Source organism: Lentzea sp. NPDC042327 (assembly GCF_040647275.1).
Lineage (GTDB): Bacteria > Actinomycetota > Actinomycetes > Mycobacteriales > Pseudonocardiaceae > Lentzea.
Map to the genome: position 1 here is coordinate 50,642 of NZ_JBEZBX010000009.1, position 24,008 is coordinate 74,649.

The window sequence follows — 24,008 nt, forward strand, 5'->3', positions numbered from 1 at the left end:
GCTGTAGGTGCCGTGAGTGAGCGGGCCGCCATAGGTGCCGTGCGTGTTTCCACACACACGACGGCGCCGGGATCCCCCGATTTTGATTCTAGTCGCGGGGTCCGACAGTCGGCGGGGGTCAGCCCTCGTCGATCACGTCCGGGTCCAGCCCGAGGTAGTTCGCCACCTGCTCCACCAGCACCTCGTGCACCAGGTCCGCGAGGTCCGCGCCGTCCTTCGCGCGGGCCTCCAGCGGCCGGCGGTACAGCACGATGCGGGCGCGCTGGTCCGAACCTGCGGGCAGCAGGCGCGCGAGCGGCACGTTGCCGTCCTCGACGACCCCGTCCTCGCCCTCCACCTGCACGTCGGGCACGTCGTCGACGGCCACGTCGAGCTGGGTGAGCTCGGTGCGCCAGCGGGCCTCGATGGGCTCCAGCGCCTCGATCACCAGAGCGTCGAAGCGCTCCGCCCGTGAGCGGGCCGCGGGCAGGGTGGCCGGGTAGAGCGGACCGCGCAGGCCCCTGCCGTGCCGGTCGCGACTGCGCCGACGCGGCGAATCCTGCCGCCGTGAACCCCGTGCCATCACCACAACCCAGCAGCCTAGTTGCTGTCCCGCGGGAGCAAACACAGCGTGCCTCACACACAGCCCCGCGTGGACGCGCTATCGTCCCGGATCGTGCGGAGCGTGAGACGGTGCTCGCGAACCGGGTGTGCTAACCCGGCTGTCGCCACGCTCACCTACGCCTATGCGGACTCCACCGCAGTCGTCGGACCGCTCGCCACGTACTCCGAACCGCACAGCTACGACCTGTGCGAGGAGCACGCGATGCGGCTCACGGCGCCGCGCGGCTGGGAGGTCGTGAGGCATCAGGGTGAGTTCGCGGCCCCCGAGCCGAGCGTGGACGACCTGACGGCGCTTGCCGAGGCCGTGCGCGAGGCCGGACGAGCAGATGTGACCCCGAAGCTGCCCGAGGTCCCGGCGGGGACCCAGCGGCGCGGTCACCTGCGCGTTCTTCCGGATCCGCACGAGGACTGAGCCACTCAACCCACGACCACACGCGTCGCTGATCTGCTCGCCGGTAGGCTGCCCTGGCAGTGGCCGTCAAGAGCGAGTTTCGGGAGTGTGCGGCGTGCGTGACCTGTCCGGCATCGTCAAGGCGTACGACATCCGCGGGGTGGTCGGCGAACAGCTGGACGCCGGTGTGGTTCGCGACTTCGGGGCGGCCTTCGCCCGCCTGGTCGGCGGACCCGCGATCGTGATCGGGCACGACATGCGCGACTCCTCGCCCGAGCTGTCCAGGGCGTTCGCCGAGGGCGCGCAGGCGCAGGGCGTCAACGTGATCAGCATCGGTCTCGCCAGCACCGACATGCTGTACTTCGCCTCCGGCAAGCTCGACCTGCCCGGCGCGATGTTCACCGCGAGCCACAACCCGGCGCAGTACAACGGCATCAAGCTCTGCCGCGCGGGCGCGAGCCCGGTCGGCCAGGACACCGGTCTCGCGCAGATCCGCCAGGACGCGGAGAACCAGGTGCCCGACGCCGAGGGCGTCGAGCCGGGCACGTTCGAGGAGCGGAACATGCTCGTCGAGTACGCGGCCTACCTGAACCAGCTGGTCGACCTGAAGACCATCCGCCCGCTCAAGATCGTCGTGGACGCGGGCAACGGCATGGGCGGCTACACGGTGCCGCAGGTGTTCGAGGGCCTGCCCGTCGAGGTCGTCCCCATGTACTTCGAGCTCGACGGCAGCTTCCCCAACCACGAGGCGAACCCGCTCGACCCGAAGAACATCGTCGACCTCCAGGAACGCACCAAGGCCGAGGGCGCGGACGCCGGTGTGGCGTTCGACGGCGACGCCGACCGCTGCTTCGTCGTCGACGAGAACGGCGACCCGGTCAGCCCGTCCGCGATCACCGCGCTCGTGGCCGTGCGCGAGCTGGCCAAGGACCCCGGCGGCACGGTCATCCACAACCTGATCACCTCGCACGCCGTCCCGGAGATCGTCACCGAGCACGGCGGCAAGCCCGTGCGCACGCGCGTCGGCCACTCGTTCATCAAGGAGGAGATGGCCAAGACCGGTGCCATCTTCGGTGGCGAGCACTCCGCGCACTACTACTTCCGCGACTTCTGGCGTGCCGACACCGGCATGCTGGCCGCGCTGCACGTGCTGGCCGCGCTGGGCGAGCAGGACGGCCCCCTCTCCGCGCTGACCAGCGCGTACGAGCGCTACTCCGCTTCCGGTGAGATCAACTCCACGGTCACCGACCAGGCCGGTCGCATCGCCGCCATCAAGGAGGCGTTCGGCTCGCGGGACGGCGTCGCGCTGGACGAGCTCGACGGTCTCACCGTGCAGCTGCCGGACGGCGCGTGGTTCAACCTGCGGGCCTCGAACACCGAGCCGCTGCTGCGCCTGAACGTCGAAGCCGCCAACGCCGAGGCCGTCGCCGCACTGCGCGACGAGGTCCTGGCGATCGTGCGGGGCTGAGGAGAGAACAGAAGTGGCCGTCAAGCTCGAAGAGCAGTTGCTGGACATCCTGGCCTGCCCGTGCCCCGAGCACGCCCCGTTGCGGCTCGGGACGCCGGACGACCCGGAGGCGGACTTCCTCACGTGCACCGCGTGCGGCCGTTCGTTCCCGGTGCGCGACGGCATCCCGGTCCTGCTGCTCGACGAGGCGGTCGAGCCGCCGTCGGCTGGGTGACGTAGGTGCTCGACGACACGCTGCTCGACGACTCGAGCCGCCTCGCCGACGCCGACACGGGCGGCTGGCTGCGTGCCGCCGCACGGGCCGGCGCCCAGGTGCGCGCCACCGCGGAGGCCGCGGCCGAGGCGGGGGTGGACCGGGTCTTCGCCGAACGCCCCCGCGCGGTCGTCCTGGTCACCCGGCCCGGTCACGCCGTCGCGGTGGCGGGCGTCGTCGTGGCGTTGCTCGGTCCGGGGTGCTCGGTGCCGGTCGTGGTGTCCGACGAGGTGCCGCCGTGGGTCGGCGCGCTCGACGTCGTGCTCGCGCACACCGAGGACCCCGGTGACCGGGTGCTCGCCGAGTCGATCGACCGCGCCGCCCGCAGGGGCGCGCGGACCCTGGTGACCGCGCCGGACTCCGGCCCGGTCGCCGCCGCGGCCGCGGGCAGGGCGGTGCTGCTGCCGCCGCGCGTGGACGTGCCGCCGGGCTTCAGCTTCCACCGCGCGCTCACCGCGTGGCTCACGGTGCTGGGCTCGCTCGGCCTGCTGAAGGTCGACGTCGACCTGATCGCCGACGAGCTCGACCGCGAGGCCGAGCGCAACCACCCGGTGCACGAGTCGTTCGTGAACCCGGCGAAGTCGCTGGCCCTGCGCGTGGCCGACCGCACGCCGCTGCTGTGGGGCCTCGACGACGTCGCCACGTCCGTCGGGGTGCACGGCGCGGGCGTGCTGGCCGCGTTCGCCGGGGTTGCCTCTGACGTCGCCGGGTATCCGCAGGCACTGACCCGCCCGGTGCTGCACCGGCGGGCCGTGCAGGGAACTTCCGGCGCGGACCTGTTCGCCGACCCGGACGACGAGACCGGTGGACTCGTCCGCGTGCTGTTGCTGGCCGTGCGCCAGGGCCCCGTGGCCGAGGCGCTGCGGCGCGCCGCCGAGGACGCGCTGCCCGGTGCCGACGTGCTCGAACCGGCGGTCGAGGTGGTGGCGGGAGGCGACGCGGTCAGCGCCGCGCTGCTCGCGCTCCGCTTCGAGCTCGCCGCGTTGTACCTCGGGCTGGCCGCCGGAACGCTCGGCGGCAACCCGTACTGAGTTTGGGGAGCTGAACGAGAAGTGGACCTGCTGCACAACGCGGTGAGGCCGTACGCGTGGGGATCACGCACGGCCATCGCAGAGCTGCTCGGGAAGGAGGTGCCCGCACCTCATCCCGAAGCCGAGCTGTGGATGGGCGCCCACCCCGGCGACCCGTCCCGCGTGGTCGGCGCCGACGGCACCGAGCACTCGCTGCTCGACCTGCTGACAGCGGACCCCGACGCCCAGCTCGGACGGCGCCTGACCGACCGGTGGGGCAGCCGGCTGCCGTTCCTGCTCAAGGTGCTCGCCGCCGAGGAGGCGCTGAGCCTGCAGGCGCACCCGTCCGCCGCGCAGGCCGCCGAGGGCTTCGCCGCCGAGGAGGCCGCGGGCGTGCCGCGCGACGCCGCGGTGCGCAACTACAAGGACCCGGCCGCGAAGCCGGAGCTGATCTGCGCGCTGACCGAGTTCCACGCCCTCGCGGGTTTCCGGGCGCCCGACCGCACGGCGGCGCTGCTGCGGTCGCTCGACGCACCCGACCTCGCGCCGTACACCGAGATGCTCGTCGCCCAGCCCGACTCGTCGGGCCTGCGCGCGTTGTTCACGATGCTGATCACGCTGCCGCAGACGTCGCTCTCGTCGCTGCTGCCGCAGGTGCTCGACGCGTGCGTGCTGCACGTGAAGGAGCGCGGCGAGTTCGACCTGGAGTGCCGCACGATCCTGGAGCTGGGCGAGTCCTACCCCGGTGACGCGGGGGTGCTGGCCGCGCTGCTGCTGAACCGCATCGTGCTGCAGCCGGGCGAGGCGATCCACCTGCCCGCCGGCAACCTGCACGCCTACCTGCGCGGCACCGCCATCGAGATCCTGGCCAACTCGGACAACGTGCTGCGCTGCGGTCTCACGCCGAAGCACGTCGACGTGCCGGAGCTGCTGCGCGTGCTCGACTTCGCCTGCGGCGACATGCCCGTGTCGACCGGCGAGGAGGTCGCGCCCGGCGTGCGGGTCTACCGGACGCCCGCGCCGGAGTTCGAGCTGTCCCGCCTGGACCTCACCGGCGAGACCCGGCTCGACCACGACGGCCCGCAGATCATGATCTGCACGGACGGCGCCGCGGTGCTGTCCAACTCCCGCGGCGAGGAGCTGACCCTGACCCGCGGCCAGTCCGTGTGGCTGCCCGCGTCGGACCCGGCGGTGCTCGTTCGACCGGATGGTGTTGAATCCGCTCAACTTTTCCGCGCCACGGCGGGAACGGACTAAGGTTCACGACCGGACAAAGCGGACCGGCTCCGGCCGGGACAGGTGCGAGGAGACAGGCGTGTCAGCAGGGGGCGGAACCAAGGCCATCGTCGCAGCGCTACTGGCGAACGCCGGTATCGCGGTGGCCAAGTTCACCGGATTCTTGATCACCGGCTCGTCGTCGATGCTCGCCGAGTCGGTGCACTCGCTCGCGGACACGTCGAACCAGGGCCTGCTGCTGCTCGGGCAGAAGACGGCCCAGCGCAGGGCCACGAGGCTGCACCCGTTCGGCTACGGCCGCGACCGGTACTTCTGGTCGTTCGTGGTGGCGCTGATGCTCTTCACCCTCGGCTCGGTCTTCGCGCTGTACGAGGGCATCCACAAGCTGCAGCACCCGGAGGGCCTCACCAGCCCGCTCGTGGCGGTCGGCATCCTCGTCGTCGCGATCGGCCTGGAGTCCTACAGCTTCGTCACCGCGATCAACGAGTCGAAGAAGATCAAGGGCGACGCCTCCTGGTGGGGCTTCATCCGCAACTCCCGCACCCCGGAGCTCCCGGTCGTGCTGCTGGAGGACCTCGGCGCACTCATCGGCCTGGTGCTGGCACTGCTCGGCGTCGGGCTCACCATGGTCACCGGCAACCCGGTCTTCGACGCGCTCGGCACCATCGCGATCGGCGTGCTGCTCGGCATCATCGCCGTGATCCTCATCATCGAGATGAAGTCGCTGCTGATCGGCGAGGGCGCCTCCGACTCCGACCTCGACGTGATCTGCGACGAGCTCGCCGCGGGCAAGGTGCAGCGCGTCATCCACATCAAGACCCAGTACATCGGCCCCGAGGAGCTGCTGGTCGCGGCGAAGATCGCGCTGGAGCCGCAGCTCCCGCTCGACGAGGTCGCGCAGGCCATCAACGACGCGGAACAGCGGGTGCGGGGCAAGGTGCCGCACGCGCGGCTCATCTACCTGGAGCCGGACCTGGACCGGACGACGGTCACCAGCGCCTGACGGTTGTGCAGTCGAAGCCCGTCCCGGTCTCGGCCGGGGCGGGCTTCGCCGTGAGCGGGCCTTGTGCGGTCGCACTGCGAACCAGGCCGGAGAAGGGGAGCCAACCGGGCAAGAAGCGTGCCTGGGTGACTCCCCTTCTCCGCCCAGGCAGACGATCGCGGCGTTCGGCGGGGAAGCTGCTCACCGCGGAACCGCCCGAGAAAACCTCGAACACCTCCGGAACCCGTCTCGCTTCGCCGCGGCGGGTTTCGCCGCGTTCGGGATCGGGAAGCACGGAAGTCCTGACAACGTCCGAACACAGCTGCGGGCATCTCACCTGGTGATACCTCTAGGGTGGGCCGAACGCGTTCCATTGAGGAGGTATCGATCGTGCCGGGCAACGGGTTGTGGCGCACGAAGTCCATCGAGCAGTCGATCGCGGACACGGACGAGCCGGACACCAAGCTCCGCAAGGAGCTCACCGCCTGGGACCTGACCGTCTTCGGTGTCGCGGTCGTGATCGGTGCCGGCATCTTCACGCTCACCGCGAGCACCGCGGGCAACCTGGCGGGGCCGTCGGTGTCGCTGGCGTTCGTGCTGGCGGCGATCGCGTGTGCGCTGGCGGCGTTGTGTTACGCGGAGTTCGCGTCCACGGTGCCGGTGGCGGGGAGCGCGTACACGTTCTCGTACGCCACGTTCGGCGAGTTCGCGGCGTGGATCATCGGCTGGGACCTGGTGCTGGAGTTCGCGCTCGGGTCCGCCGCGGTGGCCAAGGGCTGGTCGATCTACCTGCAGACGGTGCTGGCGCAGCTCGGTGTCCAGGTCAAGACGACGGTCGCGCTCGGGCCGCTGCAGTTCGACTGGGGCGCGGTGGTGCTGATCGGTGCGCTGTCGGCGTTGCTGGTGGTGGGCACGAAGCTCAGCTCGCGGGTCAGCACCGTCATCACGACGGTCAAGGTGGCCGTGGTGCTGCTGGTGATCATCCTGGGCGTCCAGTACATCAAGGCGGAGAACTACACGCCGTTCATCCCTCCCGCGGAGACCGGTGGCGGTGCGCACAGCGGGGTCGACCAGTCGCTGCTGAGCGCGATCACCGGCTTCGGCGGCAGCTCGTACGGCACGCTGGGACTGCTCGCGGCCGCGAGTCTCGTGTTCTTCGCGTTCATCGGGTTCGACGTCGTGGCGACCACGGCGGAGGAGACCAAGAACCCGCAGAAGGCCGTGCCGCGCGGCATCCTCGGCTCGCTCGCCATCGTCACCGTGCTGTACGTGGCGGTGTCGCTGGTGATCACGGGCATGGTGCCCTACGAGAAGCTCAAGACCCAGGCCGACGGGTCGCGTGCGACGCTCGCCAGTGCGTTCGCCGAGAACGGGGTCACGTGGGCGGCGACCGTCATCTCGGTCGGTGCGCTCGCGGGTCTGACCACCGTCGTGATGGTGCTGATGCTCGGCCAGAGCCGGGTGCTGTTCGCGATGTCGCGCGACGGGCTGCTGCCGCGCGGGCTCGCGAAGACCGGCAAGCACGGCACGCCGACGCGGATCACGGTCATCATCGGGATCGTCGTCGCCATCGCGGCCGGCTTCACCTCGATCGGCACGCTCGAAGAGATGGTCAACGTGGGCACGCTGTTCGCGTTCATCCTCGTGTCCGCCGGTGTGCTGGTGCTCCGCAAGACCCGGCCGGACCTGCCGCGCGGGTTCAAGGTGCCGCTCGTGCCGCTGGTGCCGATCCTCGCGATCCTCGCCTGCCTGTGGCTGATGCTGAACCTGACCGTGTTCACCTGGATCCGGTTCCTCGTGTGGATGGCGCTCGGTGTCGGTGCCTACTTCATCTACAGCCGGCGGAACTCGCTGCTCGCCAAGGGCAACCAGAAGACGCCCACCAACTAATCTGCGAGCCATGGCGAACCTGCGGTGGCTGTCCGAGGAGGAGACGTACGCCTGGCACCACTTCGTCCAGGCGTACCACCTCCTCGAACGGCAGATCGAACAGCAGTTGCAGCGCGACGCGGGGCTCTCGCACGCGCAGTACAACGTGCTGGTCGTGCTGTCCGAGCAGCCCGGCAACCGCATGCGGATGACCGAGCTGGCCCGGCGGGTGGTCGTGTCGAAGAGCTCGCTGACCTACCAGATCGGCAAGCTGGAGAAGAGCGGGCTCGTGCGGCGCGAACCGCACGAGTCCGACGAGCGCGGCATCGTCGCCGTCCTCACCGAGGCCGGGCGGGAGCTGCTCACGACCACCGCGCCCGGTCACGTGGAGACCGTGCGCGAGTACCTCGTCGACCTCTTCACGCCGGACCAGCTCGCGCAGCTCGGCGAGCTCATGGAGGTCGTGCACGAGAAGGCCGACAACTGAGCACGTCGCCAGACGTTGTGCCTTCGACGCCCCAAGCCTGGAAGGCCGTTGTGGACAGGTGGAACCGGTCGACGATCCACGAGCAGCAGCTCAGCGGTGAGTGGTAGCGGTACTTCCGGTGACCGACGAGGCGGGGTGTTCGTTGAGCGCGTCGGCCGGGTCTGTCTTGCCCGTCAGACGGGTGCCTTCGAGGATCGCCTTGGGCGCGAGCTTCATGGTGCGTTAGCTTGCCTCGTGATCCTGTGCCTCGACGTCGGTTCCACCTGGACCAAGGCCGCTCTCGTCACCGAGGAGGGCGAGCTAGTCCGCACGGGACAGCACCCGACCACCCCGCCCGAGGTGCTGCGGGGTGTTGACGCACTGCGCGAGAGCGTGGGCGACGGCGAGGTCCTGGCGTGCTCGTCGGCCGGTGGCGGGCTGCGGCTGGCGGTCGTCGGCCAGGAACGCGTGGTCAGCGCCGAGGCCGGATACCGGGTGGCGCTGAGCGCGGGCGCCAAGGTCGTGCACGTCAGCGCGGGGCTGGTGGACGTGAAGGCGTTGCGTGCGAGTGCACCCGACCTGGTGCTGCTGGTCGGCGGCACGGACGGCGGCGACCAGTCGGTGTTGCTGCACAACGCGGGCAAGCTCGCCCGCGTGGCCGTGCCGATCGTGCTGGCCGGCAACGTCGAGGCGCAGCCGGAAGCGGTGCGGCTGCTGCACAACCGGACCGTCGTCGCCTGCCCGAACGTGCTGCCCGACGTCGGCAGGCTCGCCCCGGAACCCGCCCGCAGGGCGATCCGGGAGGCGTTCCTGCAGCACGTCATCGGCGGCAAGGGCCTGTCGAGGGGCCCGCGGTTCCGGCGGCTGGTGCGGGCCGTCACCCCCGACGCGGTGCTGGGAGGCGTGTCCCGGCTGGCCGCGCAGGACCGCGAGGGAGCGGTGCTCGTGGTCGACGTCGGCGGTGCCACGACGGACGTCTACTCCGCGGTGTCCACAGCGGACAGCGAGGGCGTGGAGCGGACCGTCGCCCTGCCACCGGACCGCCGCACCGTCGAGGGCGACCTCGGCATGCGCTGGTCCGCTCCGGGAGTGGTCAAGGAGGCGCACGCGGAACGCCTCACCACCGAGGACCTGACCGCGGAGGCGCAGCGGCGGGCCGAGGACGTCGGCTGGCTGCCGGAGGACCCGGCCGTGGACACGAAGCTCGCGTCGTTCGCCGCGATCCTGGCCGTCCGCAGGCACCTGCGGCAGGTCGACGGCCAGCTCGGCCCGCACGGCGCGGGCCTGCTCGTGCTGTCCGGCGGTGTGTTCCGGCACATGGCCGACATCGCGCCGGTCGAGGAGGCGTTGCGCGGCGACCCGGTGCTGCGGCCCGTGCTGCGGACCGCGGAGATCACCGTGGACCGCGACTACGTGCTGGCACCGGTGGGCCTGCTCGCCGAGTCGGGGCGGCACGAGGCCGCCGACCGACTGGCGAAGCGGCTCAGCTGAGGAGCTCCTCGGCGTCCTCGTCCACGAACTCCAGGAGGTCGCCGGGCTGGCACTCCAGCACCCGGCACATGGCTTCGAGCGTGCTGAACCGCACGGCCTTGGCGCGGCCGTTCTTCAGCACCGCGACGTTGGCCGGTGTCAGCCCGACCTTCTCCGCGAACTCGCCGACGCTCATCTTGCGCTTGGCCAGCTCGACGTCGATGCGCACGACGATGGCCATCAGATCACCGCTTCCATGTCGGTGCGCAACGTCGTCGCCCGCCGCAGCAGTGCCCGCATCACGACCATCACGAGCCCCACCACCGTGACGCCGGTCGTCAGCAGGAACAGCAACATCGGCAGGCCGGGGTCGTCGGCGTTGAAACCGACCCACAGGAACACCGACACCAGCACCACCCAGCCCGCCGTGATCGCCCAGATCATCACGTCGACCCACTTGAGCGCGGCCTCCGTGAAGATCAGATCTTTGCGCACCAGCGTGAGCAGTTTCCACGTGGCGACCACCACGACCTGCACGCACACCACCCAGAACACCGTGATGATCGTCGCGGGCCACCTCAGGTGCGCGTCGTTCGGACTCGTCTCCGCCATGTGCCGGAACTGGCCCGGCAACGACATCGTCTCGAACACGACCAGGATCCCGAACAGGACCACGAGGAAGACCCGCAGGGCGGTCACCGCCCAACGCTCAGCAATCATGCATCGAGTATCGGTAGCCATCTATCGAAAGTCAATCGGTAGTGATCGTGTTGCAACAGGTGTCCCCGGTGTCCCGGCAGGTCTCTACAGTGATCGCCGTGGGACTGCGTGAGCGCAAGAAGACCGAGACCCGAGCGGCGCTGGCGGCCGCCGCACTGCGCCTGGCCCTGGACAAGGGCGTCGACAACGTGCGGGTCGACGAGATCGCCGAGGCGGCGAACGTCTCACCGCGCACCTACAACAACTACTTCCCGAGCCGCGACCACGCGATCGTCGCGGGCATCACGGCGACGCGCGCGTTGCAGGTCATCGCGGCCCTGCGGGAACGGCCCGCCGACGAACCGCTGGTCGACTCGATCGTCGCCGCGTTCGCCGCCCAGTACCGGGAGCCGCCGTCGGAGGCGCTCGCGCTGGTCACCTCGACGCCGTCGCTGCGCGAGGCCTACCTGGACTCGGTCACCGCGGTGGAACCGCCGATCGCCGAGGTGATCGAGCAGCGGCTGGGCAAGGACCCGCTCGGGGCGGCCGTGCTGGCGGCCGCGGTGTCGGCGGCGGCCAGGCTGGCGGTGCGGCGGTGGGTGGACGTGCGGCCGTCCGGCCTGGTCGTGGTGCCGGCGGCGACCGTGGAGGAGCACCTGCGCGAGGCGATCGGCCACCTCGCGCCCGCCCTCACGTGAGCTCGTCGCGCAGCACGCACATCAGCAACGAGTCGTGCCACTCGCCGTCGCGGTAGAACGACTGCCGCAACCGCCCGTCGACCTGGAAGCCGACCTTCTTGTAGGACTTGACGGCACGCTCGTTCGCCTCGACCACGCCGAGCTCGATCGAGTGCAGCCGCATGGTGTCGAACCCGTACCGGCAGATCGCGCGCAGCGCGTCCGTGCCGTAGCCACCGCCCCAGTACTCCTTCTCGCCGATGTAGATGTCGACCTCGGCCCGCGCGTTGACCGGGTCCGCGTCGCGCAGCGCGACCACGCCGATGAGCCGGCCCTCGTCGAGCGTCTCGATGCACAGGGTGACCTTGTCGTGCCGGTTCTCCTGGCGGTCGGCGAAGCGCTTGCGGATGGCCGCCAGCGACTCGTGGAAGTAGCTCTGCAACCAGCGCATGACGTCCTCGTCGTTGTGCCAGCGGTAGAACGCGTCGGCGTCCTCCGGCTCGACGGGACGCAGGCGCACGAGATCCCCGGTCAGCATGACCGCGACACTAGGAGCCGCCGAGGGTGTCCCGCGACCCGATATTCGGCTTGCGCGCGAAGGGCAGCGACGGCGCCTCCGGCGTGTCCACCCGCATCAGCCCCGCCGCGATGGCCACGGCCCGGTCCCACTCCGGGTCCGAGGTGTAGTCGGAGTGCGCCGACACGCCCGACCGCCAGCGCCGGCCGGGGAACGGCCCCCGCTGCGGGTCCGGCAGCCAGTGGTCGCCGCCCAGCACCAGCGCTCCCGTCGGCCCGCGCAACGCCGGTGCCAGCGCGCCCTCCGACCCGTCCTCGCGGTAGCCGGCGCCGAGCAGCATGCCGTCGAACACCTGCCGCCGCCACGTCGTCACCGCACCGCCCAGCGGGTCCGTGCCCCGGCACAACGCGCGCCAGCGGCCGTCGAGCCCACCGGCCAGCCGCGCCAGCGACGCGTGCGGCACCACCGCCGGGAACGCCCGCGGGTAGGCCCACTGCAGCTGCGAACCCGCGGTGACGAGCCCGATCCGCTCCCGGTCCTGCGGCGGCAGCGACTCCAGCAGCCGCGCGGCCGCGACGGCGACGAGCAGCGAGCCCTGCGAGTGTCCACAGAGGACCACCCGCGTGCCGGGGTCGCGCAGGTGGTCCTCGACCCGCGACACCAGCTCCGGCACGACCTTCAGCGCGTAGCAGGGCGGCACGATCGGGTGCGCCTCCCGCGGCCAGAACTGCGCGATGTCCGCGATGATCCCGAGCCGCCGCCCGGACTCCGGCTGCCGCGCGGCCAGGTAGACCGCCCGCAGCAGCGACACGGCGAGCAGGCCGAGCACGCCCACGCCGAACGCCGAGAACGGCCGCGTCCACGCCGCCAGCGGCACGTCCCGCACCCGCAGGACGGTCGCGATCACGGCACCGGTGACCAGCACGAACGCCACGATCATCATCAGGTGGTGGCCGTGGTTGCGCTCCCAGCGCGCCCACCACCACGCCCGCGTCGCGGCCCGCAGGTCGCGCATCCGGCCGGAGTGCAGCAACGACGCCTCACGCGCCCACAGCTTGCCCTTGCGGAACGCCCGCCAGCGCACCGCGCCGGTGAACGACGCCACCGCGAACGTGCTCAGCAACGCCAACGCGCCCGCCACACCCCACAGCAGCGTGATGTAGCCGTACCCGACCGGCAGGTGCAGCTCCTCGCCGAGCGCCTTGCGCACCGGCAGCGCGATCCCGGCACCGAACCCGCCACCCAGCAGCCCCGCGACCGCGAGCACCGGCGCGGCGAACCAGCCACCGGCCCACGGCCGCAGCTCGCGCGGCAGGTCCTTCCACGTCCCGCGGGCCAGCACCGCCGCGGGCACCAGCACCAGCCCGAACAGCACGAGCACGAACGCCATCAGCAGCGCGATCACCTGCACGGTCACGTCGGCGCCCGGCACCCGGTCCGGCAGCTGTTCCTGCAAACCCAGCGTGACCAGCACCAGCACCGCCGCCAGCGCGAGGAACACCCGGCGCGGCCTGCGCGACAACGCGGCCCGCAGCCACCGCCCACCGCGGTGGGGTGCGCCGCCCGTCGGGTCGTCCAGCAGCAACGCGCTGACCAGGCACAACCCGATGAACACCAGCGACGCGACCCACGCCGCGGTGATCGCCACCCCCATCGGCCCCGAGGCCGTGAGCTGCTGCAACGGCCCACCCAGCGCGATCAGCGCGGCCGTCGCCAGGCCCATCACGACGTGCAGCGAGCGCAGCGCCGGCGTGTCCGGGTCGGTCGCCACGTGCGCGCCGGGCAGGCCGGAGGACGGCTGCCGCTCCTCCTTCTCCGCCTCGGCGATCTCGCGGCGCTCGATCCGCCACTCGACGTGCGAGATCCGGCGCATGACGACCAGCAACGCGATGATTGGGAAAAGTCCTAGGAACGCCCGGAACCAGGGGAAGGTGCGCGCCTCGGCCGGAATGCTGGTCAGGCAGCCGGTGCCGGGACGCAGGCACTGCGCGGCGAGCAGGTCGAGGCTCACCACCGAGACCTGCGCGATCAGCAGTGCCGTGAGCAGCAGCGCGAACACCCGCAGCAACGACCGCAGACCGAGCCCCAGCAGGTGCGCCGGCAGGTTCTGATCGGGAACGGGGGGCAGCATCCAGTGGGCGACGTTGGCGATGCTGAACGGGAAGAGCAGCGCCCACGTGGCCTTGGCCACACCACCGGACGTCATCCCGCCCCACAGGTAGCCCTCGACGACGCGGGGCACGGACCGGCTCTCCGTCTGGAGCACGGGACCGGGCGCGGGCCTGCGGAGTCTGTCGGCGGGGCGCACGATGCGCCCCAGCCCGTCTCCGGCGACGTCCACGGCCGCTACGGCGTCGACCAGCGTCTGCGGCGTCGTCCCCTGCACACCGTGCACCCGCAGTTCGACCACCCGTGTGTCGGGGCCCGCAATGAACACCCCAGACCTCCCTCACCCGACGTGAGGTCATAGTGGTGCATCGTGAGGGCGGTATGGTCGCACGACACCCTCTCTGAAGTGCCTTGGAGGACTTCGCAATGACCGCGGACCGCTTGCAGACCCGCAACGGCATCGACTTCGCTGTGGCCGACCTGTCACTCCACGAGTTCGGCCGCAAGGAAATCCGTCTGGCGGAGCACGAGATGCCCGGCCTCATGGCGCTCCGTCGCGAGTACTCCGGTGCACACCCCCTCAAGGGCGCCCGCATCTCGGGCTCCCTGCACATGACCATCCAGACGGCCGTGCTCATCGAGACGCTGGTCGACCTGGGCGCCGAGGTCCGCTGGGCCTCCTGCAACATCTTCTCGACCCAGGACCACGCGGCCGCGGCCGTCGTCGTCGGCCCGCACGGCACCGAGGAGGAGCCCAAGGGCGTCTCCTGCTTCGCCTGGAAGGGCGAGACGCTGCCGGAGTACTGGTGGACCTGCGAGCAGATGCTCACCTGGCCCGATGGCAAGGGCCCGAACATGATCCTGGACGACGGCGGCGACGCGACGCTGCTGGTCCACAAGGGTGTGCAGTACGAGGCGGCCGGTGTCGTCCCGTCGGCCTCGGAGGACGACTCCGAGGAGTGGGGCATCGTCCTGGACACGCTGCGCGCGTCGCTGGAGCGCGACGGCAAGAAGTGGACGAACATCGCCGAGGGCATCCGCGGCGTCACCGAGGAGACCACGACGGGCGTCATGCGCCTGTACCAGCTGGCCGCCGCCGGTGACCTGCTGTTCCCCGCGATCAACGTCAACGACGCGGTCACCAAGTCGAAGTTCGACAACCGCTACGGCATCCGCCACTCGCTGGTCGACGGCCTCAACCGCGGCACCGACGTCCTGATCGGCGGCAAGGTCGCGGTCGTCTGCGGCTACGGCGACGTCGGCAAGGGCTCCGCGGAATCGCTGCGCGCCCAGGGCGCCCGCGTCATCGTCACCGAGATCGACCCGATCTGCGCCCTGCAGGCGCCATGGACGGCTACCAGGTCGCGCGCCTGGAGACGGTCCTGCCGATCGCCGACATCGTGATCACGACGACCGGCAACAAGGACGTCGTCACCGTCGAGCACATGGCCCAGATGAAGCACCAGGCGATCCTGGGCAACGTCGGCCACTTCGACAACGAGCTCGACATGGCCGGCCTGCAGCGCTACCCCGGCATCCGCAAGACCAACATCAAGCCCCAGGTCGACGAGTGGACCTTCCCGTCGGGCCGCACGATCATCGTGCTGTCCGAGGGCCGCCTGATGAACCTGGGCAACGCCACCGGCCACCCCTCGTTCGTCATGTCGAACTCCTTCTCCAACCAGGTGATCGCGCAGATCGAGCTGTTCACCAAGTTCAAGGAGTACGACAACGAGGTCTACCGCCTCCCGAAGGTGCTCGACGAGAAGGTCGCGCGCATCCACCTGGAGGCGCTCGGCGGAGAGCTGACCAAGCTCACCAAGGAGCAGGCCGAGTACATCGACGTGGACGTCGAGGGCCCGTTCAAGCCGGAGCACTACCGCTACTGATCTGCCCTGACAGGGGCCTCCCGCGCAGGGTCGCGGGAGGCCCCTGTTTTCATGTCCGTCGTGGGATTCTTCGGCACCTATGCCTACGAGAACGGCTCCTGGACCACGTTGTCCGAGGGCGAACTGCCGCCGCTGACCGAGCCGTGGCTGTGGATCGACATCCACGACAGCGACATCACCTCGGTCGTCTACGCGCCCGCCGGGCCTGGCACCGGCGTCGCCTACCTGGGCCTGACGCCGCGCACGTACTTCGAGAACCCCGGCGCGTCCGATCCCACGGATGTCTCGCGCGAGGCTGCCGGACTGGCCGCGTGGGCTGGGCACGTTTCGGCCGAGGAGATCCGCGGGTTCCTGGCCGAGGACGAGGACCCGGACTCCTTCTCGTGGGACGAGGAGGACGTGGACGCGTTCGACGGCGCCGAGGTGTTCGTCGAGGTCAAGACGGCGCGGTTCCTGGCGGCGATGGGGTTGCCGGTGCCGTACGAGCTCAGCTGACGAACGTGCATGGCAACGCTCGGAGACGTCATCGCCGCGTTGCGCGCAAGCCTGGAACGGCTGCCCTTCGCCGAACTCGCCAACGCACTTGACGCCGCCGAGGAAGCGCACGTTCTCATCGAACGGGCGGCAGCCGGAAGCGGCCAAGCCGACATCCACCAGGTGCTCGACACGTTCGCGCAGGTGATCGCAGGCATCGACGCGTTGCAGCGCAGGTTGACCACCATCCACGCTGGTGTGACGGCTGTGGCGAACAGGCTGGAGGGCAGCGGTCGAGCCGACGAACCGTTGCCAGCAGCACCTGTTCCTGCGCCCGGCGCGACGTTGCTCGCCAAGCTCCCCGCTCGGGAGAACGGCAAGACGTCGGGGATCTGGGTCGGTGAGGACGGTGTGGAGCGTCCGCTCGTCAGCGGCGAGCACGACTGGCAGCAGGCACGCGGCGTGCTGGCGGAGCTGGGGATCGGCCCGGCCAGGGGCACCCTGTGGGTCGCTTCGCACGTCGAGGTCAAGCTCGCCGCGGCCCTCCGCGCCCTGTCGTCCATGCGCGTTACGCTCGCCGTCAACAACGCGCCGTGTGACGAGGGCCGGTGGTCCTGCGACCGCCTCTTGCCGAGAATCCTCAAGCCGGGTCAGACCGTGACAATCCACTGGCCAGGTGGTCAGCGGACCTACCGGGGGAAGGAAGCCCAGGGATGAGCTATGTCTTGGAGGCTTCGTACAAGCACGGTGCCGGCGTGCGCTTCCTGCGCGGCGACGGTGACATCGACGGCTTCCTCACCGAACTGCTGAACGCCGGACCGGACTACCGGTCGGCGACGGTCTACGCCGTGGACGAGGCCGCCGACGAGGACCCCGCACACGAGCTGGTGGTCGGCGTGGACGAGGCCACCGGGCTCGGTGCCGTCCGCTACGCCGGCGACGACGGCGAGTGGTTCAGCAAAGGCGGGAAGGTCAATCCCGACGGTGTGCGCTTCCTGTACTACGGCACCGCGCACGAGTACCCCGCCGACTCGGAGGTGCCGCTCGACCTGGTGCGTCAGGCCTTGCGGGAGCTGTTGGCGAACGAGGGCAAGCGGCCCAAGTGCGTGACGTGGCAGGCGGCTGGCGACTAGCGTTCGTCGCCGCTGACGAACGCTCGCCAGGCTTTGGCGCTGAACTTCAGCTGGGGACCTGTGGTGTTCTTGGAGTCACGCACGCGGACGACCTCGGCGAACGCCACCTCGACGCACTCTTGACCACCGTTGCTGCCGCCGCTGTAGCTGCTCTTACGCCAGGTGCAGTTTCCGGCCACTGAGGTCCTCCCGCGATCGGCTGGCGAGGTCCGCCACCATCGTTCGCGATTGTTCCTCACTGAGGGCCAGCCCATCCAGACGCTTGAAGAGGGACTTGCACTGCTTGACTCCGGCAAGGTCCTGCACGAAGACCATGGCGAGGTCGGACTCGGTGTAAGCGACGCTGCTCCGTTTTTCGTACTCCCACAGCACGTAAGGGGCCATGAGGATGCCGGCCATCCCCATCGCTGCGGGCACGATCCGGATCGAGTGGGTGTGGAAGAGCAATCTCATGAGCTGGTCTTCCATGACCTCGGCGCTGCCGACCGTGATCCGCAGCGCGTTCTCGTGGATGTAGAAGGTGCACGGCGGTCGGTTCGGTCGCCGAAGGATGGCCTGTCGGTCCATCCGGAAACGGACGAACGCTTTGATCTCGTCCGGGGTGGCGTTCCCGCAGATCTCGAAGAGCGCGGTTGCGTACTCCTCTGTCTGGAGCAAACCCGGGATCGCCGTCAAGTTGTAGCTCGTGATCTTGTCGGCGCTCGACTCCGCCATCGACAGCGTGCGCAGGTTCGTCGGCACCTGCACGAAGTACTGGTCGAAGGCCCGGCGGTACCGGTCCAGAAACCCCTCGATGAACTCCAGCGACCGCCCACACCGCCCCAGGTACTGCACGATGTCGATCTCGCTCGCCCGCACCTTCCCGTGCTCGATGTTCGACACCTTCGCGGGGTCCCACCCGAGCATCCGCGCGATCCTGCGCCCGCGGAACGTCGTGCACTGCTCGCGGATCTGGCGCAGCTCGTCACCGAGGTCACGGCTGTACGGGGTGGACGGGTCACCGTTCATGGAACTCGAAGGTAGGCGTTGTGCGAAGAACAACATCGGCCCCGAACGGGTGCACTTACTCGGTTGACGTGCGAGGTTGACTGAGCGGGTGCTCATGACCCTCATCGGCCGGACCTTGCGCGTGCCCACCTCGACCGGGGCCGCCGGTGACGGCCGGGCCGAAGCCAGGCGGTTGGACGCGGCGCTGGTGCAGGTGGGGTTCAAGGCGTCGAAGGAGCTGATCGAGCACGTGGCGGGTCTCCAGAACCCGGCCGCGTACACCCGGACGGTCGTGGACGCCGTCCGCAGGCTCGTCGGGGACGACGTGCGGCACAACCCCTACTTCAAGGACTTCCCGCACGGCGTGCCGGACACCGTCGAGTTCTGGGCGCACTGCCTGCGCGACGCGCTCCTCAAGAACGTGCCTGCCGACGAGCTCGCGGCGAACGGCGTGCTCAACCTGCTCGCGTTGCCGGAGTACGGCACCCACCGGCACACCTACGAGGAGCTCCTCCAGGCGCACGACGCGCTGATCCCGTCCGTCAAGGACCGCGTCACCGTCCTGCACCTCGGCGGGACCGAGGCGGAGGAGACCCGCCGCCTCTACCTGGAGCTGGCCGGCAGCCCGACGCCGCTGGGCGAGGCCGACCTGCACCTGCTCGCCGAGCTGGCCGAGCAGACCGACGAGCTGCCGGAGGCCGTGCCGGTCAGGGAGAACCGCGCGGTGGTCAACGCCGCCCGGCTGGCCCGTGGTGCCGTGCCGTCCGTCGACACCGTCACGGACGTGCTGCGGCTGGCGTGCCAGGCGTCGGGCGGGGACGTGACACTGCGGACGCCCACCCGGTTCCGGTCGTTCCGGCGGCCGGAGCGCCGGGTCCTGCTGGCGGCGCTGGACGAGACCGTGCGGAGCAACCCCGGCAAGCTCGGTGACGTGCCGCGGCACCGTGAAGCGTGGAAGCGGCTCGGGGAACGGCTGCACCCGCACGAGTACGAGCTGCTGCCGTGCGCGCAGGACGTGTTCGCGGTGGCACGCAGGGAGAAGGTCGTCAGGTCGTTCGCAGGACGGGTGGAGCTGGCGTTCCAGGAGGGCGACCTCCGCACGGCCGTCGGTGTCCTCGGCGCGGCACCGGGGATGCTGCTGCGCCAGCTCGACCGGCTGCTGCGGTACGGCGCGGACCAGGACCTGGTCGTGGACGCCGTGCGCGCCGCCGCGCCCGAGGTGTCCGGCCGCGTGCTCTGCTCGGTGCTCGAACACCTCCAGAACCGCGAGAAGCCGGACGCCGCGAGGGTCTTCGCCAACCGGAACGGCCGGGCGTGGGTCACGGACGACGTCCGGCCGCCGCTCGCGAGCCCCGTCGTCGGTGCCCTGGTCGACGTGCTGGAGGACGAGCTCGTCCGCAGGCTGCCCGGTGTCTCGGAGCTGCGCGTGGCGCCCGAGGCGCTCGACGTCGTGCTCCCGTTGTCCGGCAAGGCCTCCGAAGAGGGGTTCAACGTGCTGCCGCGCGGGTCGAAGGCGTGGCTGGAGGGCGACCTCCTGCGGTTCTTCGCGTACTGGCGGCAGAAGGGGCAGCGCACCGACTACGACCTGTCCGCGGTGCTGCTCAACGCCGCCTTCGACTTCAAGGGGCAGGTGTCGTGGACCAGCCACCACGGCGACGGCGCCTACTACTCGGGTGATCTCACCGAGGCGCCGGACGGTGCCACGGAGTTCATCGACGTGCCCCACTCCGCCATCACCGCGAAGTACGTGGTGCCGCAGGTGAACATCTACGACGGCGAGGGCTTCAACGAGGTCGCCGAGTCGATGTTCGGGTTCATGACCCGGGAGCCCGGCCAGCGCGGCAAGCCGTTCGAGCCGAGCACCGTGCGGGCGCGCAGTGTCATGCGCGGCAACGGCCGGGTCGCGCTGCCGGTCGTCTTCGAGCGCTGCGAGGGCGGCTGGCTCGCCACGTGGCTGCACCTGTACCTGCGCGGCGCCTCGTGGGGGAACCGGGTCGAGGGCAACCGCGGCATCGTGCGCGAGACCGTGGCGGCTGTACTGGGGCGCAAGCACTTCACCGTCTGGCACCTGGCCGACGTGGTGCGCCGCAAGTCCACTCCGGACGGAAGTCCGCTCACCGCGACCGTCGAGCAGCTGGACAAAGTCCTGGACAGGACTGCTAGCGTGGACGACGCGAGGCCATGAGAGGGCTTCCTTCTCACACTCCTGTAAAGATAGCCCTCTCGCTTTCCTCGCCCTCGCTTCTCAGCTCCACTCGACCGCGATGCCCGCGATCCCCGGCCCGACGTCGCTGAAGTAGGCGCTCACCACGCCGCCGAGCCCGCACACCAGCTCCTCGACGTCGACCGGGGTGGCCTCGGCCGACGCGCGGAACTGCTTCGTGCACCGCGCCGGCATCGCCCGCCGGTGGAACGACAGCTGCACCAGGTAGGAGCCGCAGACGTCGCGGAACGTGCGGTGGTTGCCGGGTGTCGCGCCGCCGGTGTCGTCGACGACGGTGTAGCTGAAGACGTGCTCCTCACCGGCCGAGAGCCTGCGGTCGAAGAGCATCTCCACGGCCAGGTTCCGGGAAGCGCCCTCCCTGCGCAGCCGCCCCTGCCGGCAGCCCTCACCCGCGCGCACGAGCGCGTTGTCGATCACCGCGCCGTCGTCGCCCTGGTGGACGGCGAGGTAGCGGTCCGGGCCCTGGCGCACCGCGCGCACGACCAGCCGTGTGGTGATGGAGCGCTGCTCGCGGTGCATGCCGATCTGCACGGTGTCGTGCACGGAGAGCACTTCGAGGTCGGCGTTGCTGCGCGCGGCCTCGGGCACCGAGTCGAACGAGGCGAGCAACGGCGCCGAGTCCGGGCACGTCGGCACCGGGCGCGGCAGGTAGGTGTTGGCGGTGCGTGGACCGATGAGGTCCAGCAGGGACGATGGCGGCAACCGCAGGACGGACTCCAACGCGCGCACGGTGCTGATCGCACGCGGGACCTCCGGGTGGCGCAGGCCGCGTTGCCAGTACGAGAGCGTCGACTGGCCCACCTGGACACCGAGTTGTTCGAGGTGGGCGCGCAGCCGTGCGAGCGAGAGGCCCCGGTGGGCGATCGCCTCGCGCAGAGCGCGGTGGAACGGCCCGTAGCGCAGCGTCTCGGCGAGCGGGGTCGGCAGACCCCCGGTCGGGTTACCGATCGGTTCGTCGACCGACTCGGCGTGCCCGGATTCCGCGGCCACCGCGGCACCTACCCTTCACACACGCGCCGTGTGACTGTTCACCGTAGTCACTCGATCTGGTGATCGAAAGATCGGATTTCGCCCGTGTGGGGGACGGGTTGCGGCCGTGTGAGTGGCCGGTACCGGTCCCGTAGGGTGCTGGCGTGGGAAAGCTCGTAGTGATCGAGGGCCTCGACGGGGCCGGCAAGCGCACCTTGGCCAACGGTCTGATCGCCGCTCTTGAAGCCGAGGGCAGGACCGTGACCAGCCACGCTTTCCCCCGCTACGGGATCAGCGTGCACGCGGACCTGGTCCGCGACGCCCTCTACGGCAACATCGGCGACCTCAGCGACTCCGTCTACGGCATGGCCGTGCTGTACGCGCTGGACCGGCGCGGCGCCGCCGACGAGATCCGCGCGGACCTCGAACGGCACGACGTCGTGCTGCTCGACCGGTACGTCGCCTCCAGCGCCGCCTACAGCGCCGCGCGGCTGCACCAGGACGAGCACGGGGAGTTCGTGCGGTGGGTCCGCGAGCTGGAGGTCGAGCGGTTCGGGCTGCCCGTTCCGGACCTGCACCTGCTGCTGCGCGTGCCCGTCGAGGTCGCCGCGGAACGTGCCGCGAAACGGGAGCGGGAAGACGGGTCTCGTGCGCGAGACATTTATGAATCCGATGGCGGCCTGCAAGCCCGTTGCGGTGCTGTTTACGACGGATTGGCGAACATCGACTGGCTCGCGCCGTGGCAATTGGTCGACGGCCGGTCAAACGTGAACTTCCGTTCGCTTTTGGGACCGCTCTTCACTCCTTGAGTGGTCGCTCACGTGCGTACCCGTTGACACGATCGAGTGTCGGTACGTCACTGTGAGTTAATAGGAGTGCCCAATTTGAAGCGCGTATTGCAGCGCACCCCGGTCGGGGTCGCCCGGACGGCGGTCCTGATCGCCGCCGCCCGTGCCACCGAGCAACGCCAACTCGACCGCCTCTTCGACGACCCGCTGGCCGAGGGGCTGGTGACGGCCGCAGGCTCCGCGAGCGACCTCAACGGCGTGCGCAACCTCGCCGGTGACCACTTCGTCCTGCGCACCCGCTACTTCGACGACCAGCTCCTCGACGCGGCGCGACCCCAGGTCGTGCTGATGGCGGCCGGGCTCGACACAAGAGCGTTCCGGTTGAACTGGCCGCCGGGCACGACCGTGTTCGAGCTCGACTTACCGGAGCTGCTCGACTTCAAGGAGCAGGCCCTCGGCGACCTGGGGGCACGCCCGTCCTGCGACCGGGTCGTCGTCCCCTGCGACCTGCGCGACGACTGGGCGACCTCGCTGATCCACGCGGGGTACGACCCGAGGAGGCCCACGGCGTGGTTGCTGGAGGGCCTCTTCATGTTCCTGCCCCCCGAGGCCGGCGAGCGGATCATGCACTGGGTCGGCGCGCTGTCGGCCCGCGGCAGCACGCTCGCGCTCGAACACGTCAACCGCGCGTTCCGGGAGCTGCCGCAGATGAGGGCGGTGCAGCAGCGGTTCGACTCGATGGACGCCGGCTGGTGCTCCGACGTGGAGGACCCGGTGGCGTGGCTGGCAGGGCACGGCTGGCGCGGCACCGTGACGCACCAGGTCGACCTGGCCGCGCGGCACGAACGTCCGGTGCCCGCCATCACCGACCCGCGGAAGGTGGGTGACGCGCGCATCTGGCTGGCCTCGGCCGTCCGCACGGCCTGACACCACCGGGTAACGAATGGTGACCGTCGCACGACGATGCACGCGACGATCAGGCCGAATCAGGCGAGGTGGGGCACGTGGAACGAGGGTTCCGGCCGGTTACCGAACGAGCGCGCTCCGCCACCAGCGGCGATGGAACATGGGTGGTGCGCGAACGCGCGACCGGCAGTGCAACGATGTTGGGCATGAAGGCACGCGTGCTCGTCGTCGATGACGACCCCGCCCTGGCGGAGATGCTGACGATCGTGTTGCGCGGGGAGGGCTTCGACACCGCGGTGGTCGCCGACGGTGCCCGTGCCCTGCCCGCGCTGCGCGAGCTCAAGCCCGACCTCGTGCTGCTCGACCTGATGCTGCCCGGCATGAACGGCATCGACGTCTGCAAGGCGATCAGGTCCGAGTCGGGCGTGCCGATCGTGATGCTCACCGCGAAGAGCGACACGGTCGACGTGGTGCTGGGCCTCGAGTCCGGTGCCGACGACTACGTCGTCAAGCCGTTCAAGCCGAAGGAGCTGGTCGCCCGCATCCGGGCGCGCCTGCGGCGCACCGAGGCCGAGCCGTCCGAGGTGCTGCAGATCGGCGACCTGACGATCGACGTGCCCGGTCACGAGGTGCTGCGCGAGGGCCGTCCGATCCAGCTGACGCCGCTGGAGTTCGACCTGCTGGTCGCGCTCGCCCGCAAGCCGCGCCAGGTGTTCACCCGCGAGGTGCTGCTCGAACAGGTGTGGGGCTACCGGCACGCCGCCGACACCCGCCTGGTGAACGTCCACGTGCAGCGGCTGCGGTCCAAGGTGGAACGGGACCCGGAGCATCCCGAGGTGGTGTTGACCGTTCGCGGTGTCGGGTACAAGGCCGGCCCTCCGTGACAGG

The 24,008-nt window shown here is 70.4% G+C and carries 26 protein-coding genes and 1 pseudogene; 18 read left to right on the forward strand and 9 right to left on the reverse strand.

The window, feature by feature from the left end; genetic code table 11:
- Positions 1–118: 118 nt before the first annotated feature.
- Positions 119–562 (reverse strand): metallopeptidase family protein, encoded by a 444-nt coding sequence (locus tag AB0A63_RS23345; protein ID WP_360395004.1) that lies wholly within the window; start codon positions 560–562, stop codon positions 119–121.
- A 93-nt stretch (positions 563–655) separates the two neighbouring features.
- Here AB0A63_RS23345 and AB0A63_RS23350 point away from each other — a divergent pair, with 93 nt between their 5' ends.
- The 8 genes from AB0A63_RS23350 (at position 656) to AB0A63_RS23385 (ending at position 8,299) form a co-directional block, all read left to right on the forward strand.
- Positions 656–1,015, forward strand: a complete 360-nt coding sequence (locus AB0A63_RS23350) for a DUF3499 domain-containing protein (protein WP_197288925.1) — start codon at positions 656–658, stop codon at positions 1,013–1,015.
- Between the two features lie 94 nt (positions 1,016–1,109).
- Entirely contained in the window at positions 1,110–2,462 is a 1,353-nt protein-coding gene (locus AB0A63_RS23355; protein ID WP_360395007.1) for a phosphomannomutase/phosphoglucomutase, read from the forward strand.
- 13 nt (positions 2,463–2,475) lie between these two features.
- Positions 2,476–2,676, forward strand: coding sequence for a Trm112 family protein (locus tag AB0A63_RS23360; protein ID WP_360395010.1), 201 nt, complete (start codon positions 2,476–2,478; stop codon positions 2,674–2,676).
- Positions 2,677–2,681: 5 nt separating this feature from the next.
- Complete coding sequence (locus AB0A63_RS23365; protein WP_360395013.1) at positions 2,682–3,746, forward strand: hypothetical protein; 1,065 nt, start codon at positions 2,682–2,684, stop codon at positions 3,744–3,746.
- 21 nt (positions 3,747–3,767) lie between these two features.
- Complete coding sequence (gene manA / locus AB0A63_RS23370) at positions 3,768–4,982, forward strand: mannose-6-phosphate isomerase, class I (protein WP_360395014.1); 1,215 nt, start codon at positions 3,768–3,770, stop codon at positions 4,980–4,982.
- Between the two features lie 58 nt (positions 4,983–5,040).
- A complete protein-coding gene (locus tag AB0A63_RS23375; protein ID WP_360395017.1) occupies positions 5,041–5,964 on the forward strand; it encodes a cation diffusion facilitator family transporter in 924 nt (307 codons plus the stop codon).
- A gap of 369 nt (positions 5,965–6,333) precedes the next feature.
- Positions 6,334–7,833, forward strand: a complete 1,500-nt coding sequence (locus AB0A63_RS23380) for an amino acid permease (RefSeq protein ID WP_360395020.1) — start codon at positions 6,334–6,336, stop codon at positions 7,831–7,833.
- 10 nt (positions 7,834–7,843) lie between these two features.
- Positions 7,844–8,299: a MarR family transcriptional regulator gene (locus AB0A63_RS23385; RefSeq protein WP_360395023.1), complete on the forward strand. Its 456-nt coding sequence runs from the start codon at positions 7,844–7,846 to the stop codon at positions 8,297–8,299.
- 90 nt (positions 8,300–8,389) lie between these two features.
- Here AB0A63_RS23385 and AB0A63_RS23390 read toward each other — a convergent pair whose 3' ends face one another.
- Complete coding sequence (locus AB0A63_RS23390) at positions 8,390–8,515, reverse strand: hypothetical protein (protein WP_360395025.1); 126 nt, start codon at positions 8,513–8,515, stop codon at positions 8,390–8,392.
- 18 nt (positions 8,516–8,533) lie between these two features.
- Here AB0A63_RS23390 and AB0A63_RS23395 point away from each other — a divergent pair, with 18 nt between their 5' ends.
- Entirely contained in the window at positions 8,534–9,769 is a 1,236-nt protein-coding gene (locus AB0A63_RS23395) for a glutamate mutase L (protein WP_360395027.1), read from the forward strand.
- Here AB0A63_RS23395 and AB0A63_RS23400 read toward each other — a convergent pair.
- The gene (locus AB0A63_RS23400) at positions 9,762–9,989 is read right to left on the reverse strand and encodes a helix-turn-helix transcriptional regulator (RefSeq protein ID WP_065916239.1); all 228 of its coding nucleotides are present in this window, start codon (positions 9,987–9,989) and stop codon (positions 9,762–9,764) included. The genes AB0A63_RS23395 and AB0A63_RS23400 overlap by 8 nt on opposite strands.
- Positions 9,989–10,468, reverse strand: a complete 480-nt coding sequence (locus AB0A63_RS23405; RefSeq protein WP_360395030.1) for a DUF2975 domain-containing protein — start codon at positions 10,466–10,468, stop codon at positions 9,989–9,991. The genes AB0A63_RS23400 and AB0A63_RS23405 overlap by 1 nt, the downstream gene beginning before the upstream one ends.
- A gap of 98 nt (positions 10,469–10,566) precedes the next feature.
- Between AB0A63_RS23405 and AB0A63_RS23410 the strand changes: the two genes are divergently transcribed.
- Positions 10,567–11,145, forward strand: a complete 579-nt coding sequence (locus AB0A63_RS23410) for a TetR/AcrR family transcriptional regulator (protein WP_360395033.1) — start codon at positions 10,567–10,569, stop codon at positions 11,143–11,145.
- On the opposite strand, the gene AB0A63_RS23415 is transcribed toward AB0A63_RS23410, so the two are convergent.
- Both AB0A63_RS23415 and AB0A63_RS23420 read right to left on the reverse strand, forming a co-directional pair.
- Positions 11,138–11,662 (reverse strand): GNAT family protein, encoded by a 525-nt coding sequence (locus tag AB0A63_RS23415; protein WP_360395035.1) that lies wholly within the window; start codon positions 11,660–11,662, stop codon positions 11,138–11,140. The genes AB0A63_RS23410 and AB0A63_RS23415 overlap by 8 nt on opposite strands.
- A 10-nt stretch (positions 11,663–11,672) precedes the next feature.
- Positions 11,673–14,078, reverse strand: coding sequence for a hypothetical protein (locus AB0A63_RS23420; protein WP_360395038.1), 2,406 nt, complete (start codon positions 14,076–14,078; stop codon positions 11,673–11,675).
- Positions 14,079–14,176: 98 nt separating this feature from the next.
- Here AB0A63_RS23420 and ahcY point away from each other — a divergent pair.
- The 4 genes and pseudogenes from ahcY to AB0A63_RS23440 all read left to right on the forward strand — a co-directional run bounded on the left by ahcY (position 14,177) and on the right by AB0A63_RS23440 (position 17,246).
- Positions 14,177–15,639: pseudogene (gene ahcY / locus AB0A63_RS23425) on the forward strand (adenosylhomocysteinase).
- 51 nt (positions 15,640–15,690) lie between these two features.
- Positions 15,691–16,134: a hypothetical protein gene (locus tag AB0A63_RS23430; RefSeq protein ID WP_360395040.1), complete on the forward strand. Its 444-nt coding sequence runs from the start codon at positions 15,691–15,693 to the stop codon at positions 16,132–16,134.
- Positions 16,135–16,143: 9 nt separating this feature from the next.
- Positions 16,144–16,830: a DddA-like double-stranded DNA deaminase toxin gene (locus AB0A63_RS23435; protein WP_360395043.1), complete on the forward strand. Its 687-nt coding sequence runs from the start codon at positions 16,144–16,146 to the stop codon at positions 16,828–16,830.
- On the forward strand, positions 16,827–17,246 hold the full coding sequence (locus AB0A63_RS23440) for an Imm1 family immunity protein (protein ID WP_360395046.1): 420 nt from the start codon (positions 16,827–16,829) through the stop codon (positions 17,244–17,246). The genes AB0A63_RS23435 and AB0A63_RS23440 overlap by 4 nt, the downstream gene beginning before the upstream one ends.
- On the opposite strand, the gene AB0A63_RS23445 is transcribed toward AB0A63_RS23440, so the two are convergent.
- Together AB0A63_RS23445 and AB0A63_RS23450 are read right to left on the reverse strand one after the other, a co-directional pair.
- On the reverse strand, positions 17,243–17,425 hold the full coding sequence (locus AB0A63_RS23445) for a DUF397 domain-containing protein (RefSeq protein ID WP_360395048.1): 183 nt from the start codon (positions 17,423–17,425) through the stop codon (positions 17,243–17,245). The two genes, AB0A63_RS23440 and AB0A63_RS23445, sit on opposite strands and share 4 nt — an antisense overlap.
- Positions 17,400–18,359, reverse strand: coding sequence for a helix-turn-helix transcriptional regulator (locus AB0A63_RS23450; RefSeq protein WP_360395050.1), 960 nt, complete (start codon positions 18,357–18,359; stop codon positions 17,400–17,402). Before AB0A63_RS23450 ends, AB0A63_RS23445 begins: the two co-directional genes overlap by 26 nt.
- Here AB0A63_RS23450 and AB0A63_RS23455 point away from each other — a divergent pair.
- Positions 18,331–20,418, forward strand: coding sequence for a hypothetical protein (locus AB0A63_RS23455; RefSeq protein ID WP_360395053.1), 2,088 nt, complete (start codon positions 18,331–18,333; stop codon positions 20,416–20,418). The genes AB0A63_RS23450 and AB0A63_RS23455 overlap by 29 nt on opposite strands.
- A gap of 60 nt (positions 20,419–20,478) precedes the next feature.
- On the opposite strand, the gene AB0A63_RS23460 is transcribed toward AB0A63_RS23455, so the two are convergent.
- Positions 20,479–21,447: a hypothetical protein gene (locus AB0A63_RS23460; RefSeq protein ID WP_360395055.1), complete on the reverse strand. Its 969-nt coding sequence runs from the start codon at positions 21,445–21,447 to the stop codon at positions 20,479–20,481.
- Positions 21,448–21,590: 143 nt separating this feature from the next.
- Between AB0A63_RS23460 and AB0A63_RS23465 the strand changes: the two genes are divergently transcribed.
- From AB0A63_RS23465 to mtrA, 3 genes are all read left to right on the forward strand, one after another.
- Entirely contained in the window at positions 21,591–22,235 is a 645-nt protein-coding gene (locus AB0A63_RS23465) for a dTMP kinase (protein ID WP_360395058.1), read from the forward strand.
- A 75-nt stretch (positions 22,236–22,310) separates the two neighbouring features.
- Positions 22,311–23,141: an SAM-dependent methyltransferase gene (locus AB0A63_RS23470; RefSeq protein ID WP_360395061.1), complete on the forward strand. Its 831-nt coding sequence runs from the start codon at positions 22,311–22,313 to the stop codon at positions 23,139–23,141.
- Positions 23,142–23,326: 185 nt separating this feature from the next.
- Positions 23,327–24,004, forward strand: coding sequence for an MtrAB system response regulator MtrA (mtrA, locus tag AB0A63_RS23475; RefSeq protein WP_030471262.1), 678 nt, complete (start codon positions 23,327–23,329; stop codon positions 24,002–24,004).
- The last annotated feature ends 4 nt before the right edge of the window (positions 24,005–24,008 follow it).

Bases quoted from the DNA above. Each gene is read 5' to 3' on its own strand.
- AB0A63_RS23430 (WP_360395040.1), top strand. From the start codon at position 15,691: ATGTCCGTCGTGGGATTCTTCGGCACCTATGCCTACGAGAACGGCTCC.
- AB0A63_RS23450 (WP_360395050.1), bottom strand. From the start codon at position 18,359: ATGAGGGTCATGAGCACCCGCTCAGTCAACCTCGCACGTCAACCGAGT.
- AB0A63_RS23405 (WP_360395030.1), bottom strand. From the start codon at position 10,468: ATGATTGCTGAGCGTTGGGCGGTGACCGCCCTGCGGGTCTTCCTCGTG.
- AB0A63_RS23435 (WP_360395043.1), top strand. From the start codon at position 16,144: ATGGCAACGCTCGGAGACGTCATCGCCGCGTTGCGCGCAAGCCTGGAA.
- AB0A63_RS23385 (WP_360395023.1), top strand. From the start codon at position 7,844: ATGGCGAACCTGCGGTGGCTGTCCGAGGAGGAGACGTACGCCTGGCAC.
- mtrA (WP_030471262.1), top strand. From the start codon at position 23,327: ATGAAGGCACGCGTGCTCGTCGTCGATGACGACCCCGCCCTGGCGGAG.
- AB0A63_RS23440 (WP_360395046.1), top strand. From the start codon at position 16,827: ATGAGCTATGTCTTGGAGGCTTCGTACAAGCACGGTGCCGGCGTGCGC.
- AB0A63_RS23345 (WP_360395004.1), bottom strand. From the start codon at position 562: ATGGCACGGGGTTCACGGCGGCAGGATTCGCCGCGTCGGCGCAGTCGC.
- AB0A63_RS23415 (WP_360395035.1), bottom strand. From the start codon at position 11,662: ATGCTGACCGGGGATCTCGTGCGCCTGCGTCCCGTCGAGCCGGAGGAC.
- AB0A63_RS23400 (WP_065916239.1), bottom strand. From the start codon at position 9,989: ATGGCCATCGTCGTGCGCATCGACGTCGAGCTGGCCAAGCGCAAGATG.
- AB0A63_RS23390 (WP_360395025.1), bottom strand. From the start codon at position 8,515: ATGAAGCTCGCGCCCAAGGCGATCCTCGAAGGCACCCGTCTGACGGGC.